Source organism: Stenotrophomonas sp. MYb57, from assembly GCF_002966815.1.
Lineage (GTDB): Bacteria > Pseudomonadota > Gammaproteobacteria > Xanthomonadales > Xanthomonadaceae > Stenotrophomonas > Stenotrophomonas indicatrix.
This window is the reverse complement of the sequence record NZ_CP023271.1, coordinates 120616-139412: the sequence shown is the minus strand read 5'-3', so window position 1 is coordinate 139412 and position 18797 is coordinate 120616. Positions and strand designations below refer to the sequence as shown.

The window sequence follows — 18797 nt, the reverse complement described above, 5'->3', positions numbered from 1 at the left end:
ACCGATGCCGCGACGGCTCAACCGTGCCCGGCCGCCACCACGGCCAGGGTCAGCCGCGAGATGCAGACCAGCCGGCCCTGCTCGTCCTCGATGCGGATTTCCCACAGCTGGGTGCTGCGGCCCACGTGCACCGCGCGCGCGGTGCCGGTGACCGTACCCGAACGCACGGCGCGTACGTGGTTGGCGTTGATCTCCAGGCCCACGCAGACCTGCTTGGCGGTATCCACGCAGAGGTTGCCGGCGCTGCTGCCGAGGGTTTCGGCCAGCACCACCGAGGCGCCACCGTGCAGGATGCCGTACGGCTGGCGGGTGCGCTCATCCACCGGCATGGTCGCCTGCAGCCAGTCCTCGCCAGCGGCGCTGAAGATGATGCCGAGGGTATCGATGGCGGTATTGCGGCTGAGTGCGTTGAGCTGCTCGATGGAAACGGCTTCGCGGAATACCTGGGTCATGCGGCTACCTTCAGAGGATGGGAACGAGGCCGGCGCCGAATGCGGTCAGCATGCGCACCAGCAGCCACTTCGGCCCGACATTGACCTCGGGGAAGTCGCCCACCGCGACATAGCAACGGTGGAAATCGGCGCTCTGCCGCGGCAGTGGCTGCGGGCAGTCCGGGCCGGGCTTGAACTCGTAGTCGGTGGCGTAGCGCCACGGCCAGAAGTCGAGGATCGGCAGCGCCTCGGAGGCCTTGCCGACGCTGTAGTTCAGGCCGGACAGGACCGGCGGCTTGGCACGCGGCGCCACCGTCCAGGAGTTCTGCGGGTGGGTATCGCGCAGGATGCTCTGGGCCAGCTGCTCGGCGAAGGCCGGATCGTCGATGATCACCGCGCCTTCGGTGTTGTAGTTCTCGCTGCGCGGATCGAAGTTGTGGGTGCCGACCACGCCGATGCGGCGGTCGACCACCAGCGACTTCGCATGCAAGCCCATGCGCGCGCCCTTGCGGGTGACCGGCAGCGGCTTGTTGACCGCCTTGCTGCCCAGGAACGAGGGGCGCGTTTCGGTACGCAGCAGGCGGGTCTCGACTTCGCTGCCGGCAGCACGCCGGCGCGCACGGGCATTCTCATACGCACTGCCGGTACGCGGATGGATCACCCGCGCCGGCCGGTCGTCCACATCCGCAGCGGCCACCGCATCACCACCACTACCGCCACCGGCATTGCTGCCCGCCGCGCTGCCACCGAGCAGCGGATTGCGGCCGGTATCGCTGCCCGGCGCTGCGATCGGGTCGGGCAGCAGGTTGCGGTAATCGACCGGGGCATCCAGCGGGAACGGCTTGAATTCGAAGATGTTGAAGCCCAGCTCGCGCATGTTGCGCCGCTTGTACTTGTAGGACAGCGCATACACGATCGGGTTGTCGGTGGCGGCCAGGCTGTTGCTGGATACCACCACGCGCGGCGGCTGCGGGCGCTTGCGCAGCTCGCGGAACAGTTTCTGTGCCGGCTTGGACAGCACCAGGTAGGGCGTCTGCAGAATCACTTCGTGCTGCGCACTGGAGATCAGTGCGTCCAGCTGCGGCTCGGTGACATGCTGCCCGGCCAGTGGGGCGTCGGCGCGCTCACGCCGGTGCTTGCGCGGCAGATCGGCCACATAGCGCACCGAGGCGACCGGCAGGGCGGTATCCACGAACGAACGGGTGACGAAGGCGACGTCGTTGGCTTCCTCGCTGACCCGCTCCACCCGCTCGGGCCTGCGGAACTGTGCCGGCGGCAGCAGCGGCACGCCCTGCTTGAGCAGGGTACGGCCGACATCGTTCAGGCGCTCGGCCGGCACGCTGCGCTGCGCGCGCCAGAAGGCATCGAAGTTGGCCGCCATCGCGCGTGCTTCGGGGCCGGCGATCAGCACGTCACGGTCGCGGAAGTTGTATTCGCGGTCCCAGTCGTAATAGTCGTCCTGGTAGTTGCGCCCACCGACCACGCCGATCGCATCGTCAACCACCAGCAGCTTGTTGTGCATGCGCTGGTTGAAGCGGCGGAAGCAGCACAGCACGCTGCCGGCATAGTCGAAGTAGTTCAGACGGGCCTTGCCGAAGGTCGGGTTGTAGACCCGCAGCTGGAAGTTCTCGTGGGCACCGGCCAGTGCGCCGAGGATCTGCAGGTCGGAGATCGCCGAAAGCTGGTCGATCAGCAACCGCACCTTCACCCCGCGCCGCGATGCCGCCAGCAGCTCGTCGATGACCAGGCGGGCGCTGTCGTCCTTGTCGAAGATGTAGGTCTGCAGGTCGATGCTGCGGGTGGCGCTGCGCAGCAGGTTCAGACGCGCGACCAGCGCACCTTCGCCCTCGTCCAGCAGGGTGGCGTAGTGCCGCGGCTGGTCCGGGGTCGATTCGCTGAACGCCCGGCCGGCCAGTGCCCGCAGGGGCGAATCCAGCGCGCAGCGGTCGGCCTGCTGGCAATCGACCTGGGTCGAGCGCGCCTGCACGGCAATCGCCTCGGCGCGATCACGCTGGGCATGCGACAGCGACGCGCAGCCGCTGCCCAGCAACACGGTTGCCAGCGCCAATACACGCAGCAAGGGATTCACGGTTTCGGCGCCTCGCTGAGGCGCGCACGCAATACGAAAGTCACTCGGTCACTCAAGGCAAGCTGCCAGCTGTCCATGCCATACCGACCTCGTTGCACGGTACCGCGGCTGACGACGTCGCAATCATAGCCGGGTCGGGCACATTCCGCTTTCTCGACCTTGAGCGTCTCCGGATGGCTGACCCCGCGCAGGGTCAACCGGCCGTCGATACCGCCGCCCTCGGCGACCGTCTCCGGCCAGTACGGCAGCGAGTCGAACTCCACGAACGGGTAACGGCCGGCATCGAAGAACTCGGGGCCGCGCATCCAGCCGGTATAGCGGTCCTTGCCGGGAATCTCCACGGTGCGGGTGAACATCTTCAGGTGGACCTGGTGGCGGCCATCGGACAGCACCTCGATACGCCCCTCGAAACGGGGGAACACGCCCTCGATGCGCTGGCCGAAGCGGGTGCGGACTTCGAAACCGATCTGCGAGCGCACCACATCCAGCTGCAGCGTACGCGGCGGTTCGGCCACGACCGCCGGCAGCGCGGTCGGTGGCGGTGTGGCGGCCCAGGCCGGGCCGATCGCCAGAACGACTGGCAGCAGACAGCGGCCCGGCAACGCCAACCTCATCGGCTCACGGCCACCAGAAGGCGTTCAGGCTGGCCACGCCCGGCTCGATCGTCGCCTCGCGGGCGAAACCGAGCACGGCCACGCCGCCCGGCGGCATGCCACGGTAATCACTGCTGGTGCCATCGGTCATCAGCGCCACCAGCTGCTCCAGCCCGGGGTTGTGGCCGACGATCAGCACCCGGTCCAGGTCACGGCGCTCGTCCACCAGCGCGGCCAGGGTGCCGGGGGTGGCCTCGTAGATTCGGTCTTCCAGGCGCTTTTCGACATAGCCGATGGCTGCCATCACCGCTTCCAGGGTTTCGCGGGTCCGCCGCGACGGTGAACACAGCACGCAGTCCGGCAGCAGGTTGTTCTCCTTCAGCCACTTGCCGGCGGCTTCGGCTTCAGCGAGCCCCACCGGCGACAACGGCCGGTCGAGGTCGGCCTGGCCGGTGGTGGCCGGTTCGGCGTGGGCGTGGCGGAGCAGGATCAGTTCGCGCATTGCGGGATTCCAATGAAGGGATGGAGACCTACGGCTGTTACAGCTTCAGCCAGGACAACAGGGGTTCCCAGTCGGCCTGGTGCTCGCGCACCTGGGCGGAGCGGTAATCGAAAAGACTGCGGCCCAGGCCGGTCATGACCACATAGCTCTGGCTGTCGCGCAGCTGGGCGACCACCGGATAGGGCCAGTCAGCCAGCATCTGCAGGGCCTGCTGCGAGGTCTGGGTCCAGGGCTTGGTGCGGTTCAGCACCAGCCCGACCGGCAGCTTGCGGCTGTGCACGCGCGGTACCTGGGCCAGGCTGTTGAGGAAGCCGACGATGGCTTCGATGTCCAGTGCCGAGGGCAGCACCGGCACCACCACGGCATCGGCAGCGTCGAGGAAATGCGGGATATCGTCGGCCAGCGCGCCGGCCGGTGCATCGATCACCACGGTATCGGTACCGTCGGGCAGCTTCTGCGCCCATTGCTTCTTGCGGTACACGTCGATCGGCAGCACCGCGCTTTCCAGCCCGGCCCGGCGCTGTGCCCAGCGGGTGCTGGAGCCCTGCGGGTCGGCATCGGCGATCACCGTGGCCTTGCCTTGCAATGCCGCGTACGCGGCCAGGTGGGTGGCGATGGTGGTCTTGCCCACCCCGCCTTTGGAACCGGCCACCAGGATCGTCTTCATGCCAGCCTCGCTTCCGGGTACGTGCCCCGAGCGTACACCGCCGATGGTGACGGAAGGTAGAGCCGTGCTGAACCAGTGCCCCCGGCCTTTGCTATCGTGGCGCCCCCGAAGGATCGAACCGCCATGAGCGAACTGCAGGACCTGAGCGCACTGATCCGCGCCAACACGCCGTTGATCGTGGTCGAGACCCAGGATGAGGGTCGCATCGTCGAGCTGTTCCGGCAGACGCTGATGCATGTCTGGCGGGCCCTGCACCGCTGGTCGATCACCGAGGGCCTGCGTCGCATCGATCTGGAGCGCGAGGACGAGCCGGTCGGTCCGCCCGATGCCAGCGCCGCACTGCAGATGATCCGCCAGGCCGACCAGCGCGGCGTGTACCTGCTGCTCGATTTCCACCCCTACCTGGGCTACGCCAGCCACCAGCGTGCCCTGCGCGACCTGATCCAGCGCCGCCACAGCGAACCGCACGTGCTGGTGCTGATCGGCGCCAAGGTGGAACTGCCCGCCGAACTGGAAGCCCTGGCAGTGCGCTTCAACCCGCGCCTGCCCGACGCCAATGCACTGCTGAAGATGCTGCGCGAGGAAGCCGATGCCTATGCACGCGAACACGGCGGGCGCCGGGTGGAAGTGGACAGCGAGGCGGTCAAGAAGATCCTGAAGAACCTGCAGGGCCTGAGCCTGGTCGATGCGCGGCGCATCGCGCGGCAGCTGATCTATGCCGATGGCGCGCTGCGCGACGACGACCTGCCACAGTTGGCGCGGCTGAAGTTCGAGTTGCTCAACCGCAGCGGCCACCTGTTCTTTGAACATGACAGCGCGCGCTTCGGCGATGTGGCCGGCGCCAACCGGCTCAAGCGCTGGATCAACCAGCGTCGCGTCGCCTTCATCGCCGGCTCGGCACCGGCCGGGCTGGACCCGCCGCGCGGCATGCTGCTGCTGGGCGTGCAGGGCTGCGGCAAGTCGATGCTGGCCAAGGCCACCGCCGCCGGCTTCGGCGTGCCGCTGCTGCGCCTGGACGTGGGCGCGCTGTACAACAAGTACCACGGCGAGACCGAAGCCAACCTGCGCCAGGCACTGGCCTCGGCCGAGCAGCTGGCGCCGTGCGTGCTGTGGATGGATGAGATCGAAAAGGGCCTGGCCACCGGCACCGAGGATGGCGGCGTGTCGCGCCGCGTGCTCGGCTACCTGCTGACCTGGATGGCCGAGCGCAAGGCGCCGGTGTTCATCGTGGCCACCGCCAACCAGGTGCACGAGCTGCCGGCCGAGCTGCTGCGCAAGGGCCGCTTCGACGAGATCTTCTTCGTCGACCTGCCCTCGGCCGATGTGCGCGTGGAACTGCTGCGGCTGCACTTGGGACGGCGCCAGCTCAATGCCGACGACTTCGCGCTGCCGGCACTGGCCGCAGCGGCCAACGGGTTTTCCGGTGCGGAAATCGAGCAGGCGATCGTGGCCGGGCTGTATTCGGCGCATGCCGAAGGCCGGCCACTGGACACCGAGCTGCTGATGGGCGAGATCCGCACGACACGGCCGTTGTCGGTGCTGATGGCCGAGCAGGTGGCGGCGTTGCGGGAATGGGCGTCGGGGCGCACGGTGTCCGCGGACGACTGAGGGTTTCCTGCGAACGGCGCAGCCCCTCGTGGCTGCTGGTTGGCCGCAAGAATCAAAAGCCGCGCTTGGTCGGGCGGGGTGGATTCGCGGGGGACGCCGTGAATCCGTCCCTGGAGGCTTGGCCGCGGCATCCATGCCGCGGACACCCCCGCGAACCCACCCCGCCCGACCTCTGACAGTTTCCGGGGGCGATCAGCCACGGAAAAGAAAAAAGAAGAGCAAAAGCAAAAGCGGTTGGCTGGCCGCTTTTTGTAGCGACGAGCCCACCCTCGGCTGCATTTCGATCAGATATCGATAATTCGACTCCGATGCAGATTCATCCACGCATGGCGTGGATCTACGTGTCGACCAAGGTCGACACCTACCAACAGCAGCGGGAATCTGTCAGAGGTGGGGTGGCGTGGGCAGGCAGGACCGTTGGCGCCATGGATGGCGCCATCGAGCCCCCAGGGATGGGTTTACGACGTGTCCTGCCTGTCCACACCACCCCGCCATCCCTCAGCAAACCCGCTTTTGCTTCGGCTTCGGCCGTTGCCTCTCCGGGTGCCGGGCGCAACCCGGCCGAACCCCCAACCTCAGGGCCAGGCTGGAGGCGCGGCCGCCCAGGCCTGCTGTACTTCGGCCAACGTCGCGCGTTCGTCGTCGCGCCATTGCGGCAACAGCTGCGCGTAATGGCTGCTGTCGCGCCATTGCCCCGGCTCGGTCCGTACGGCGGCGGCATACCACTTCACCGCCTCCTGCTGCTGGCCGGCCCGCCACAGCGCCAACGCATAGCTCGGCGGTACCCAGCCCGGATTGCTGCGCAGGGTGCTGGCAGCGGCCTGCCACTGTTCCAGCGCGGCCAGCGCCAGGCCCTGCCGCAACAGGTCCCAGCCATAGTTCCAGCGTACGCTGCGGCCCAGCGCGCTCTGCACCGGCGCCTCGGCCAGTGCCTCGCGATAGAGCTTGTCGCCCAGTTCCGCGCGCCCCTGCGCGATGGCCACCGACGCCAGCTGCGCCGTGGCTTCCAGCCCCTTGCGGCCACGCTCGCGATGCTTCAGCAGCTGTGCCACCAGGTCTTCGCCTTCACCCTGCACCACCGTGATCGGCGCGGCAGCGGCGTCGCTGTCGAAATAGAACTCCTGCGGTGCCGGCAATGCCGGCGCGGCCCACACAGTGGCCGCTCCCGAAACCAGCAACACGCCGGCCAGGAACTGTCCTGCAACTGACATCCCAATTCCCCCAAGGTTGAAACACCAACCCTCCCTCTCTCTCCCCGATCCTAACCCCAGCACGGCCCCGGCGCGAGTGCCGGGGGCCCTGGCCCCCCACTGTTACAATTCGCGCCTTTCCCGCCGCGTGCACCTGCGCGGCCGGTGCCAGCCGATCCTGACAGGCCAGCCATGACCAGTACCGCGCAACTCACCTCGCCCGCTTCAGCCGACCTGCTCGACCGTGATTACACGCTCGACCACAAGTACACCCGCAACGAAGGGCGGATCTACCTGAGTGGCGTGCAGGCGCTGGTGCGGCTGCCGCTGATGCAGCGCCTGCGCGACGAAGCTGCGGGCATCGACAGCGCCGGTTTCATCAGTGGCTATCGCGGCAGCCCGCTGGGCGGCTTCGACCTGGAACTGTGGCGCGCGCGCAAGCACCTGGAAACGGCCAAGGTGAAGTTCACCCCGGGCCTCAACGAGGACCTGGGCGCCACCATGGTGTGGGGTACCCAGCAGACCAACCTGTTCCCCGGTGCCAACGTGCAGGGCGTGTTCGGCATGTGGTACGGCAAGGGCCCGGGCGTGGACCGCTGCGGCGACGTGTTCAAGCACGCCAATGCCGCCGGCACGTCGCGCCATGGTGGTGTGCTGGCACTGGCCGCCGATGACCATGCCTGCCGCAGCTCGACCCTGCCGCATGGCAGCGAGGACGAATTCGTCAGCGCGATGATGCCGGTGCTGAACCCGGCCGGCGTGCAGGACATCCTCGACATGGGCCTGCTCGGCTGGGCGATGAGCCGTTACACCGGGCGCTGGGTCGGCTTCAAGACGATTGCCGAGACGGTGGAATCGTCGGCCTCGGTCGAGGTTGATCCGCTGGCCCGGCGCATCGTGCTGCCGGAGGACTTCGACATGCCCGCCGGCGGCCTCAACATCCGCTGGCCCGATCCGCCGCTGGACCAGGAGATGCGCCTGCACCGCTATGCGGTGAAAGCCGCGCAGGCCTTCGCGCGTGCCAACGGCATCGACAAGGTGGTGATGGACGCGCCGCGTGCGCGGCTGGGCATCGTCACCACCGGCAAGAGCTACCTGGACGTGCTGCAGGCACTGGAATACCTGGGCCTGGACGAGCAGGCCTGCGCCGACATCGGCATCCGCGTGTACAAGGTCGGCATGACCTGGCCGCTGGAACCGGAAGGCATCGCGCGCTTTGCGCAGGGCCTGGAAGACATCATCGTGGTGGAGGAGAAGCGTGCCTTCATCGAGCGCCAGATGAAGGAGCAGTTCTTCAACTGGCCGGCCAGCTGGGGCCAGCGCCCGTCCATCGTCGGCAAGTACGACGAGGCCGGCGAGTGGATCCTGCCGTCCACCGGCGAACTGACCCCGGCCACCATCGCCGGCGTGATCGGTCGCCGCATCCAGAAGTTCTTCAACAACGAATCCATCGAGCAGCGCCTGCAGTGGATGCAGGAGAAGGAAGCCGAGCTTGCGTTGCCGCGCGCCAGCTTCCCGCGCGTGCCGCACTACTGCTCCGGCTGCCCGCACAACACCTCCACCACCGTGCCGGACGGTTCGCGTGCGCTGGCTGGCATCGGTTGCCATTACATGGTGACCTGGATGGACCGCAGCACCGACACCTTCACCCACATGGGTGGCGAAGGCGTGACGTGGGCCGGGCAGGCCGCGTTCACCGACACCCAGCACGTGTTCCAGAACCTGGGCGACGGCACCTATTTCCATAGCGGTTCGCTGGCCATCCGCCAGGCGATCGCCGCCGGCGTCAACATCACCTACAAGATCCTCTACAACGACGCGGTGGCGATGACCGGCGGGCAGCCGGTGGACGGCCCGTTGAGCGTGCCGGACATCGCAAAGCAGATGCGGGCCGAGGGCATCCATACCATCATGGTGTTGTCGGACAACATCGCCAAGTGGACGCGCCAGCGCGAGCATTTCCCCAGCGACGTGGAGTTCCACGACCGCAGCGAGCTGGATGCGGTGCAGAAGCGCCTGCGCGAAGTGAAGGGTGTTTCGATCCTGATCTACGAACAGACCTGCGCCACCGAGAAGCGTCGCCGCCGCAAGCGCGGCAAGCTGGAAGACCCGGCCAAGCGGGTGATGATCAATTCGCTGGTCTGCGAAGGCTGCGGCGACTGCGGCAAGAAGAGTTTCTGCGTGTCGGTGCTGCCGAAGGAGACCGAGTTCGGTCGCAAGCGCGACATCGACCAGTCCAACTGCAACAAGGACTATTCCTGCGTCAACGGCTTCTGCCCGAGCTTCGTCACCGTGCACGGTGGGCAACCGCGCAAGGGCAGCAAGCGCGATGCCTCCACGCTGCTGGACAACCTGCCGGCACCGGTGGTTCGCGGCACCCTGGAGCAACCCTGGAACATCCTGATCACCGGCGTTGGCGGTACCGGCGTGGTGACCATCGGCGCCCTGCTGGGCATGGCCGGTCACCTTGAAGGCAAGGGCGCCTCGGTGCTCGACCAGACCGGCCTGGCGCAGAAGGGTGGCGCGGTGACCACGCACATCCGCATCGCCCGCCGCCCGAACGATATCCATGCGGTGCGCATCGCCGCTGGTGAAGCCGATCTGGTGCTGGGCTGCGACATGGTGGTGGTCAACGACTACTGGGCGCTGTCGAAGGTACGCGCCGGCCGTTCGCAGGTGGTGCTCAATACCTACGAAGCGATGCCGGGCACCTTCACCACCCGCCCGGACATGCAGTTCCCCGCCGCCGACATCATCGCCGGCGTGCGCGTGGCCCTGGGTGGCGAGGAGCCGCTGCTGCTGGACGCAACCCAGCTGGCCACCGCGCTGCTCGGCGATGCGATCGCCGCCAACCTGTTCATCCTCGGCTACGCCTGGCAGCAGGGCCTGGTGCCGCTGTCGTTCGAGTCGCTGATGCGCGCCATCGAACTCAACGGCGCGGCCGTGGCGATGAACCAGCAGGCCTTCGCCTGGGGCCGCCTGGCCGCGGTCGATCCGCAGGCCGTGCAGCAGGCGGCCGGCCTGGTGCGCAACCGCCACACCGACACCGAGAACACGCCCGGGCCGCTGCATGCGCTGCCGCCGGGCGAATGGGAAGGCAACGAATGGGGCGCTACCGCCGCACCGCGCAACACCGGTGACGAGCGCGAGCTGCGCGGGCTGCCGACGCACGGTGGTGATGTCGCCTTCCTGCCGCTGGACGACGCGCGCCTGTCGCGCTCGCTGGACGAGATGATCGAGCGCCGCTCGGCCTTCCTGACCGACTACCAGGATGCGGCCTACGCCAACCGCTACCGCAGCCTGGTCGAGCGCGTACGCGCGGCCGAAGCCGAGCGCATCGGCGGCTCCACCGCGTTGACCGAAACCGTGGCCCGCTACCTGTTCAAGCTGATGGCGTACAAGGACGAGTACGAAGTGGCGCGCCTGTACACCAGCGGCGACTTCCAGCGGCGCCTGCAGCAGCAGTTCGAAGGCGATTACCAGCTGCGCTTCCATCTGGCACCGCCGCTGTTCGCCAGGAAGGACGAACAGGGCCGGCTGCAGAAGAAGGAATACGGCCCGTGGATGTTCAAGGCGTTCGGCCTGCTGGCGAAGCTGAAGTTCCTGCGCGGTGGTCGCCTGGATGTGTTCGGCCGCACCCAAGAGCATCGCATGGAGCGCCAGCTGATCACCGATTACGAGGCAACCGTGCAGCAGCTGATCGACGGACTGGATGACGACCGCCTGGCGCTGGCGGTGGAGATTGCCAGCGTGCCCGAGCACATCCGCGGCTTCGGCCACGTCAAGGAAGCGCACTTCGAGAAGGCCAAGGCCCGCGAAGCAGTGCTGCTGGCGCAGTGGCGCAACCCGAAGGCGCTGCATATCGTGCAGGTGGCGTAATAGTGGCAGGTGGTAGTGCCGGCCGTTGGCCGGCATCTGCCCTTCCCGGACAATGTGTTGCCGGCCAGCGGCCGGCACTACCGGTGATTCACCCCAACCGCCACAGCAGCAGGCGGTTGTTGGCCGGCATCGCCACATCCCCCAGGCGGGTAAAGCCGTTGTCGGCGGCCAGCGCCTGCACCGCTTCGCTATCGCGGATGCCGCTGCGCGGATCACGCGCCTTCAGCCACGCATCGAACTGCGCATTGCTGTCGCTGGTGTAGCGACCGCCGTAGTTGAACGGGCCGTACACCGCCAGCAGAGCGCCGTGGCGCAGCAGGGGGGGAAGTGCGGCAAACAACGCCTGCACGTGCTCCCAGCTCATGATGTGCAGGGTATTGGCACTGAATGCAGCGTCGAACGTGCTGCCTTTCGGCAAGCTCAGGCCGGGCGCTGGCGGCAGCTCCACCTGCAGCGCCACCGGTGGCAGCAGGTTCAGCAGCGCCGCCTCCGCGCGCCAGGACTCGATGCCCGGCAGATGATCCGGATGGTCGCTGGGCTGCCAGCGCAGCCATGGCCAGCGCTCGGCGAAGAAAGCAGCATGCTGGCCGGTGCCGCTACCGATCTCCAGCACCCGGTGGCGATCTCCCATCCACGGGTCGAGCGCAGCGGCGATCGGTTCGCGGTTGCGTTCGCAGGCTTCTGAATACGGCTTGCTCGACATCGAGACGGCGTCCAGGCGGGGTCGGCCTCATTGTGCACGAGGGGGGTATTGCTCGGCAGGGCTGCGCCCTGCACCTGCAGAGGCCGCGGCAACTGCCAGAGCAACAGCAGAAGCTGGCTCCTGCGGGATGGCGGGGTGGGTCCGGTGGCGGGGGACGCCGTAAACCCCCAGACCGGCCCAGCCGCTGGCGGCTGTACGTTCGGGCGCTTGCGAAGCAGTGCTTCGCAAGCAAAGCGCCCTCACCCTTGGGGGCTTGGCCGCGGCATCCATGCCGCGGACACCCCCGCCACCGGACCCATCCCGCCTTCGACAGTTTTCCGCGATCTGCTGGAACGGCTCTTGGGGTCAGATCCGTTTTCCTGCGGAAAACGGATCTGACCCCAGATTTATTTCGATACCTGACAGATGTGTCGACCAAGGTCGACACCTACCAACAGCCACGGAGATCTGTCAGAGGTGGGGTGGTGTGGGGTGGCAGGACCGTTGGCGCCATGGATGGCGCCATCGAGCCCCCATGGACGGGTTTACGGCGTGTCCTGCCACCCCACACCGCCCCACCATCCCACGGAGAGCCCGCTTTTGACGTTGACGTTGCTGCTGAGGTTGCCGGCCAGCGGCCGGCACTACAGCAGGTGCAGGGCTGCAAGCCCTGCCGAACCCCTCCCCGACCATGACTGCAGTCACTTGCCCGAATGCCCGCCGCTGGCGAAAGTCGAGGAGTTGACGTGATCGGATCGGTCCTTTGCCGGCCGCACGGAAGTGAGAGAGAGACGCTGTGCAACGACGTGAGTTCCTGGCATTTTCCGCTCTGGGCCTGGCGGGCCTGGCCCTGCCGCATTCGCGGCTGATCGCCGCCGAGCAGTTGCTGGCCCCGGTCGACCCGGCCAAGCGCCGGCGCCTGGCCGAGGTCGCCCTCGCTGCCGCGCGTTCGGCCAAGGCCAGCTACTGCGACGTGCGCATCGGGCGCTACCTCAACCAGTCGGTGATCACCCGCGAGCACCAGGTCGGCAACGTGACCAACCGCGAATCTTCCGGTGTGGGCGTGCGGGTGATCGTCAACGGTGCGTGGGGTTTCGCCGCCACCCACCAGCAGACCGAAGCGGCGGTGCGCACCGCCGTCGAACAGGCCACCGCCATCGCCCGCGCCAATGCCAGCATCCAGTCCCGCCCGGTGCAGCTGGCGCCCACCCCGGCGGTCGGCGAGGTGCGTTGGCAGACACCCATCCGCCGCAATGCGATGGAAGTGCCGATCCAGGACAAGGTCGAGCTGCTGCTGGCGCTCAATGCGGCCGCACTGAATGCGGGTGCCGACTACATCAATTCCACCCTGTTCCTGGTCAACGAGCAGAAGTACTTCGCTTCCAGCGACGGCTCGTTCATCGACCAGGACATCCACCGTATCTGGCTGCCGTTCACCGCCACTGCCATCGACAAGGCCAGCGGCAAGTTCCGCACCCGTGCGGGCCTGTCCTCGCCGATGGGCATGGGCTACGAGTTCCTTGATGGCGATGCACGCGGCAAGGTGCAGCTGCCCGGTGGCATCACTGCGTACCGTGATTCCTATGACCCGGTCGAGGACGCCATCGCCGCCGCCCGCCAGGCGCGCGAGAAGCTGAAGGCGCCCTCGGTGAAGCCCGGCAAGTACGACCTGGTGCTGGATCCGTCCAACCTGTTCCTCACCATCCACGAGAACGTCGGCCACCCGCTGGAACTGGACCGCGTGCTCGGCTACGAGGCCAACTACGCCGGCACCAGCTTCGCCACGCTGGACAAGCGCGATGCTGGTTTCCGTTGGGGCAGCGACATCGTCACCTTCTTCGCCGACAAGACCCAGCCGGGCAGCCTCGGCGCGGTCGGCTACGACGACGAAGGGGTGAAGACCCAGCGCTGGGACCTGGTGCGCGACGGCATCCTGGTCGACTACCAGGCGACGCGCGATGAGGCGCACATCCTCGGCCGCGATGCCTCGCATGGCTGCAGCTATGCCGACTCGTGGTCCAGCGTGCAGTTCCAGCGCATGGCCAATGTCTCGCTGGCGCCGGGCAGGACACCGCTCAGCGTGGAGGACATGATCAAGGACGTGGAGAACGGCATCTACATCCATGGCCGTGGCTCCTATTCCATCGACCAGCAGCGCTACAACGCGCAGTTTGGCGGCCAGCTGTACTACCAGATCAGGAACGGAAAGATCACCGGCATGGTCGAGGATGCGGCCTACCAGATCCGCACGCCGGAGTTCTGGAACGCCTGCACCGCCATCTGCGATGAACGCGACTTCCGCCTTGGCGGTTCGTTCTTCGACGGCAAGGGCCAGCCCGGCCAGGTGTCGGCGGTCTCGCACGGTTCGTCCACCACCCGTTTCAACGGCATCAACATCATCAACACCGCGCGCAGTCTCGGCGCTTGAGCCACCCGTCCTTCATGGAGAGCAGCCTTGCACAGACGTGACTTCCTGGCCCTGACCGGGCTTACCGCTGGCGGCCTGATCGTGCCGTCGTTCTTCGGCAAGGCGATCGCCGCCGAGCAACTGCAGTCCAGCCTCGACCCTGCGCTGAAGAAGCGCCTGGCCGACGCCGCCCTGCAGGCTGCGCGCAGCGCCGGCGCCACCTACTGCGACGTGCGCATCGGCCGCTACCTGCGGCAGTTCGTGATCACCCGCGAGGACAAGGTGCAGAACGTGGTCAACACCGAGTCCACCGGTGTGGGCATCCGCGTGATCGTCAACGGCGCCTGGGGCTTTGCCGCCACCAATGCGCTCAGCACCGCCGACGTGGCCCGTGCCGCGCAGCAGGCCGCGGCGATCGCCAAGGCCAACGCGGGCGTGCAGACCGCGCCGGTGCAGCTGGCCAAGGCGCCGGGCGTCGGCGAGGTCAGCTGGAAGACGCCGATCCGCAAGAACGCGATGGAGGTGCCGATCAAGGAGAAGGTCGACCTGCTGCTGGACGTCAATGCTGCGGCGATGGGCGCCGGTGCCAGCTTCGTCAACTCGATGCTGTTCCTGGTGAACGAGCAGAAGTACTTCGCCTCCACCGACGGTTCCTACATCGACCAGGACGTGCACCGCATCTGGGCACCGATGACGATCACCGCCATCGACAAGGCCAGCGGCAAGTTCCGCACCCGCGAAGGCCTGTCCGCACCGATGGGCCTGGGCTACGAGTACCTCGATGGCGCGGCTGCCGGCAAGGTGCTCACGCCCAATGGCGTGGTCAACTACGGCTCGTCCTACGACATGAAGGAAGATGCCATCGCGGCGGCCAAGCAGGCGCAGGAGAAGCTGAAGGCGCCGTCGGTGAAGCCCGGCAAGTACGACCTGATCCTGGATCCGTCGCACACCTGGCTGACCATCCACGAGTCGATCGGCCACCCGCTGGAACTGGACCGCGTGCTCGGCTACGAAGCCAACTACGCCGGCACCAGCTTCGCCACCCTGGACAAGCGCGAGCAGCATTTCCAGTACGGCAGCGACAAGGTCAACATCTTCGCCGACAAGACCCAGCCGGGCAGCCTCGGCGCCGTCGCGTACGACGATGAAGGCGTGAAGTGCAAGCGCTGGGACCTGATCAGCAACGGCAAGCTGGTCGACTACCAGACCATCCGCGACCAGGCCCACATCCTCGGCAAGACCGAATCCGATGGCTGCTGCTATGCCGACTCGTGGTCCAGCGTGCAGTTCCAGCGCATGGCCAACGTGTCGATGGCGCCGGGCAAGTCGCCGCTGAGCGTGTCGGACATGATCAAGGACGTGGAGAACGGCATCTACATCATCGGGGATGGTTCGTTCTCGATCGACCAGCAGCGCTACAACGCGCAGTTCGGCGGCCAGCTGTTCTACGAGATCAAGAACGGAAAGATCACCCGCATGCTCGAAGACGTGGCCTACCAGATCCGTACACCGGAATTCTGGAATGCCTGCAGCGCCGTGGCCGATGAACGCGACTATCGCCTGGGCGGTTCGTTCTTCGACGGCAAGGGCCAGCCCGGCCAGGTCTCGGCGGTCTCGCACGGTTCGTCCACCGCGCGCTTCAACGGCATCAACGTCATCAACACCGCACGCAGCCTCGGCTGACCGGTCAGGAGCCCTTACACCATGAGTATCTTCACCGAAGCCCAGGCCAAGGCCATCCTCGACAAGGTCATCGCCCTGTCCAAGGCCGATGAGTGCACGGCCGTACTGGCCGGTTCCATCAACGGCAACATCCGTTTCGCCCTGAACAACGTGTCCACCAGCGGCATCGTCGACAACACCGAACTGGCCGTCACCGTGGCCTTCGGCAAGCGCGTGGGTACCGCCTCGATCAACGAGTTCGACGACGCGGCGCTGCAGCGCGTGGTGCGTCGCGCCGAAGACCTGGCCCGCCTGGCCCCGGAAAACCCGGAGTTCATGCCGGCCATCGGCAAGCAGACCTACCGCCCCAGCCCGACCTTCAGCGAATCCACCGCCGCCATCGATCCGGCCTTCCGCGCCAAGGTCGCCGCCGATTCGATCGCGCCGTGCCGTGGCAACGGGCTGATCGCTGCCGGCTTCCTCGAAGACGGCCAGGGTTTCTACGCCACGGCCAACAGCAATGGCAACTTCGGCTACCAGCGCACCACCAACTTCGACTACACCTGCACCGTGCGCACCGAAGACGGCCGTGGTTCGGGCTGGGTGGGTCGCAACCTGAAGGACGCTGCCGACTTCAAGGCTGACCAGGACATCCGCATCGCCATGCGCAAGGCGACCGAGTCGCAGGAAGCCAAGGCACTGGAACCCGGCAAGTACACGGTGATCCTGGAGCCGGCAGCAGCCGCCGGCCTGATCAGCTTCATGATGAACTTCTTCAGCGCACGCTCGGCCGATGAAGGGCGCAGCTTCCTGTCGAAGAAGGGCGGTGGCAACAAGCTGGGCGAGCAGGTCTACGATCCGCGCGTGAACATGCATGCCGACCCGTGGCACCCGGACGCGCCGGTGCTGCCGTGGGACAACGAGGGCATGCCGCGTGAGCGCATCGCCATCATCGAGAACGGCAAGGTCGCCAACCTCGACTACTCGCGCTTCTGGGCACAGAAGCAGGGCAAGACCGCCAAGGCCACGCCCGGCAACCTGCTGATGAGCGGTGGCGAGAAGAGCACCGCCGAACTGGTGCGCGGCACCCAGAAGGGCATCCTGGTCACCCGTACCTGGTACATCCGCATGGTCGATCCGCAGACCGTGCTGCTGACCGGCCTGACCCGCGATGGCACCTTCTACATCGAGAACGGGCAGATCAAGTACCCGGTGAAGAACTTCCGCTTCAACGAATCGCCGGTGATCATGCTCAACAACATCGAAGAGCTGGGCAAGCCGGTGCGCGTGGCCGGTGACGAGTCCAACTTCGTGATGATGATTCCGCCGATGAAGTTGCGCGATTTCACCTTTACCTCGTTGTCCGACGCGGTCTGATGGATCGGCGGGCCTGCCTGCGCTGGTTGGCCGCTGCCGCTTCGGCGGCGGCGCTGCCGGCATGGGCGCAGGCAGGCCCGCGCAGTTCGCGCTACGACTTCTGGTTCACACGCCTGCAGTACGACTCCGGCGATTGGGACGTGGACGCGCGCATGCCGTCCAACCTGATCACCTCGCTGATCGACTACACCTCCCTGCGGGTGGACCCGCAGGAACGCGTGGTGGCGTTGGCCGACCCGCGCATGCTGGAGGCGCCGTTCTGCTACCTGGCCGGGCACACCCTGGTCGAGTTCAACGCCGCCGAACGGCAGAACTTCGTGCGCTACGTGCGCAATGGTGGCTTCGTCTTCGTCGACGACTGCAACCACGATATCGACGGCCTGTTCGCCACCTCGTTCGAAGCGCAGATGGGCCGGCTGTTCGGGCCGAAGGCGCTGCAGAAACTGCCCAACAGCCACGCGCTGTACCGCAGCTTCTTCCGCTTCCCCGACGGCCCGCCCGCGACCAGCTTCGAGCTCAACGGCTGGGGCGATGACCTGGTGCACGACTACCTGAAAGGCATCGAGGTCGATGGCCGGCTGGGTCTGCTCTACAGCAACAAGGATTACGGCTGCGAGTGGGACTACGACTGGCGCAACAAGCGTTTCCTGGCCGAAGACAACACCCGCTTCGGCGTCAACATCGTGATGTACGCATTGAACAATTGAACGGACCACGCCCATGACCTCCCCCGACCTCGATTCCCTGCTGCCGCGCCTGCACGCGCTGCGCAGCGCCCTGGCCCACGCCGTGGTCGGCCAGCACACCGTGGTCGAGCAGCTGCTGATCGGCCTGCTGGCCGGTGGCCACTGCCTGCTGGAAGGCGCGCCGGGGCTGGGCAAGACCCTGCTGGTGCGCTCGCTGGGGCAGGCACTGGAACTGCAGTTCCGGCGCGTGCAGTTCACCCCGGACCTGATGCCCAGCGACATCCTGGGCACCGAACTGCTGGAAGAAGACCACGGCACCGGTCATCGCCATTTCCGCTTCCAGCAGGGCCCGATCTTCACCAACCTGCTGCTGGCCGACGAGCTCAACCGCACCCCGCCCAAGACCCAGGCGGCGCTGCTGGAAGCGATGCAGGAGCGTACGGTCAGCTACGCCGGCACGACCTACACGCTGCCGGCGCCGTTCTTCGTGCTGGCCACGCAGAATCCGATCGAACAGGCCGGCACCTACCCCTTGCCCGAAGCACAGCTGGACCGCTTCCTGCTGCATGTGCTGGTCGATTACCCCAGCGAGGAAGAAGAGCGGCAGATCCTCGAACAGACCACCGGCGGTGCCACGGAAAGCGTGCCGAAGGTGATGGATGCCGAAGCGGTGGTCGCGCTGCAGGCGGCGGTGCGCCAGGTGCATGTCAGTCCCGACGTGCTGGCCTGGATCACCCGCCTGGTCCGCGCCAGCCGCCCCGGCGATGGCGCACCGGCGGCGATCAACCAGTGGGTGAAGTGGGGCGCGGGTCCGCGTGCCGGGCAGTCGCTGGTACTGGCCGCCAAGGCGCGCGCACTGCTGCAGGGACGCTTCGCCGCCACCCGCGAGGATGTGCAGGCGCTGGCGGCACCGGTGATGCGCCATCGCCTGCTGCTGTCCTTTGCCGCCGAAGCCGAGCAGAAGCGGGCCGACGATGTGGTCGCCGCACTGCTGCAGGCCGTTCCCTTCCCGGGTTGATCCACT

The 18797-nt window shown here is 67.0% G+C and carries 14 protein-coding genes; 7 read left to right on the top strand and 7 right to left on the bottom strand.

The genetic code is table 11. The features are described from left to right. Window positions 1-17: 17 nt before the first annotated feature. Genes CLM74_RS00560 through CLM74_RS00540 form a run of 5 tightly spaced genes read right to left on the bottom strand, consistent with a single transcriptional unit; the run spans window position 18 to window position 4282 of the window. Window positions 18-452: a hotdog fold thioesterase gene (locus CLM74_RS00560; protein ID WP_105163223.1), complete on the bottom strand. Its 435-nt coding sequence runs from the start codon at window positions 450-452 to the stop codon at window positions 18-20. 10 nt (window positions 453-462) lie between these two features. After that, on the bottom strand, window positions 463-2520 hold the full coding sequence (locus tag CLM74_RS00555; RefSeq protein WP_025875988.1) for a phospholipase D family protein: 2058 nt from the start codon (window positions 2518-2520) through the stop codon (window positions 463-465). Then, the gene (locus CLM74_RS00550) at window positions 2517-3134 is read right to left on the bottom strand and encodes a YceI family protein (RefSeq protein WP_033832699.1); all 618 of its coding nucleotides are present in this window, start codon (window positions 3132-3134) and stop codon (window positions 2517-2519) included. Before CLM74_RS00550 ends, CLM74_RS00555 begins: the two co-directional genes overlap by 4 nt. A 4-nt stretch (window positions 3135-3138) precedes the next feature. After that, a complete protein-coding gene (locus tag CLM74_RS00545) occupies window positions 3139-3615 on the bottom strand; it encodes a histidine phosphatase family protein (protein WP_032977995.1) in 477 nt (158 codons plus the stop codon). A 37-nt stretch (window positions 3616-3652) separates the two neighbouring features. After that, the gene (locus CLM74_RS00540; protein ID WP_025875994.1) at window positions 3653-4282 is read right to left on the bottom strand and encodes a ParA family protein; all 630 of its coding nucleotides are present in this window, start codon (window positions 4280-4282) and stop codon (window positions 3653-3655) included. Between the two features lie 123 nt (window positions 4283-4405). Here CLM74_RS00540 and CLM74_RS00535 point away from each other — a divergent pair, with 123 nt between their 5' ends. After that, window positions 4406-5890 carry an AAA family ATPase gene (locus CLM74_RS00535; protein WP_025875996.1) on the top strand — a complete coding sequence of 495 codons (1485 nt, stop codon included), beginning with the start codon at window positions 4406-4408 and terminating at the stop codon, window positions 5888-5890. Between the two features lie 575 nt (window positions 5891-6465). On the opposite strand, the gene CLM74_RS00530 is transcribed toward CLM74_RS00535, so the two are convergent. Continuing rightward, window positions 6466-7101 carry a hypothetical protein gene (locus CLM74_RS00530; protein ID WP_105163222.1) on the bottom strand — a complete coding sequence of 212 codons (636 nt, stop codon included), beginning with the start codon at window positions 7099-7101 and terminating at the stop codon, window positions 6466-6468. A gap of 171 nt (window positions 7102-7272) precedes the next feature. Here CLM74_RS00530 and CLM74_RS00525 point away from each other — a divergent pair, with 171 nt between their 5' ends. Beyond that, window positions 7273-10959, top strand: a complete 3687-nt coding sequence (locus CLM74_RS00525) for an indolepyruvate ferredoxin oxidoreductase family protein (protein ID WP_105163221.1) — start codon at window positions 7273-7275, stop codon at window positions 10957-10959. An 88-nt stretch (window positions 10960-11047) separates the two neighbouring features. On the opposite strand, the gene CLM74_RS00520 is transcribed toward CLM74_RS00525, so the two are convergent. Beyond that, window positions 11048-11662 (bottom strand): DUF938 domain-containing protein, encoded by a 615-nt coding sequence (locus tag CLM74_RS00520; RefSeq protein ID WP_105163220.1) that lies wholly within the window; start codon window positions 11660-11662, stop codon window positions 11048-11050. 775 nt (window positions 11663-12437) lie between these two features. On the opposite strand from CLM74_RS00520, the gene CLM74_RS00515 reads away from it, so the two are divergent. From CLM74_RS00515 to CLM74_RS00495, 5 genes are read left to right on the top strand one after another with little or no spacing between them, the layout of a single operon-like run. Further along, the gene (locus tag CLM74_RS00515) at window positions 12438-14069 is read left to right on the top strand and encodes a TldD/PmbA family protein (protein ID WP_025876008.1); all 1632 of its coding nucleotides are present in this window, start codon (window positions 12438-12440) and stop codon (window positions 14067-14069) included. Window positions 14070-14096: 27 nt separating this feature from the next. After that, a complete protein-coding gene (locus CLM74_RS00510) occupies window positions 14097-15731 on the top strand; it encodes a TldD/PmbA family protein (protein ID WP_105163219.1) in 1635 nt (544 codons plus the stop codon). 21 nt (window positions 15732-15752) lie between these two features. Continuing rightward, window positions 15753-17087 carry a TldD/PmbA family protein gene (locus tag CLM74_RS00505; RefSeq protein WP_099786305.1) on the top strand — a complete coding sequence of 445 codons (1335 nt, stop codon included), beginning with the start codon at window positions 15753-15755 and terminating at the stop codon, window positions 17085-17087. Next, window positions 17087-17794, top strand: a complete 708-nt coding sequence (locus CLM74_RS00500; RefSeq protein ID WP_025876014.1) for a DUF4159 domain-containing protein — start codon at window positions 17087-17089, stop codon at window positions 17792-17794. The genes CLM74_RS00505 and CLM74_RS00500 overlap by 1 nt, the downstream gene beginning before the upstream one ends. Before the next feature lie 13 nt (window positions 17795-17807). Further along, complete coding sequence (locus CLM74_RS00495; protein WP_033832691.1) at window positions 17808-18791, top strand: MoxR family ATPase; 984 nt, start codon at window positions 17808-17810, stop codon at window positions 18789-18791. Window positions 18792-18797: the final 6 nt, after the last annotated feature.

Bases quoted from the DNA above. Each gene is read 5' to 3' on its own strand.
- CLM74_RS00550 (WP_033832699.1), bottom strand. From the start codon at position 3,134: ATGAGGTTGGCGTTGCCGGGCCGCTGTCTGCTGCCAGTCGTTCTGGCG.
- CLM74_RS00535 (WP_025875996.1), top strand. From the start codon at position 4,406: ATGAGCGAACTGCAGGACCTGAGCGCACTGATCCGCGCCAACACGCCG.
- CLM74_RS00545 (WP_032977995.1), bottom strand. From the start codon at position 3,615: ATGCGCGAACTGATCCTGCTCCGCCACGCCCACGCCGAACCGGCCACC.
- CLM74_RS00525 (WP_105163221.1), top strand. From the start codon at position 7,273: ATGACCAGTACCGCGCAACTCACCTCGCCCGCTTCAGCCGACCTGCTC.
- CLM74_RS00560 (WP_105163223.1), bottom strand. From the start codon at position 452: ATGACCCAGGTATTCCGCGAAGCCGTTTCCATCGAGCAGCTCAACGCA.
- CLM74_RS00540 (WP_025875994.1), bottom strand. From the start codon at position 4,282: ATGAAGACGATCCTGGTGGCCGGTTCCAAAGGCGGGGTGGGCAAGACC.
- CLM74_RS00530 (WP_105163222.1), bottom strand. From the start codon at position 7,101: ATGTCAGTTGCAGGACAGTTCCTGGCCGGCGTGTTGCTGGTTTCGGGA.
- CLM74_RS00505 (WP_099786305.1), top strand. From the start codon at position 15,753: ATGAGTATCTTCACCGAAGCCCAGGCCAAGGCCATCCTCGACAAGGTC.
- CLM74_RS00495 (WP_033832691.1), top strand. From the start codon at position 17,808: ATGACCTCCCCCGACCTCGATTCCCTGCTGCCGCGCCTGCACGCGCTG.
- CLM74_RS00500 (WP_025876014.1), top strand. From the start codon at position 17,087: ATGGATCGGCGGGCCTGCCTGCGCTGGTTGGCCGCTGCCGCTTCGGCG.
- CLM74_RS00520 (WP_105163220.1), bottom strand. From the start codon at position 11,662: ATGTCGAGCAAGCCGTATTCAGAAGCCTGCGAACGCAACCGCGAACCG.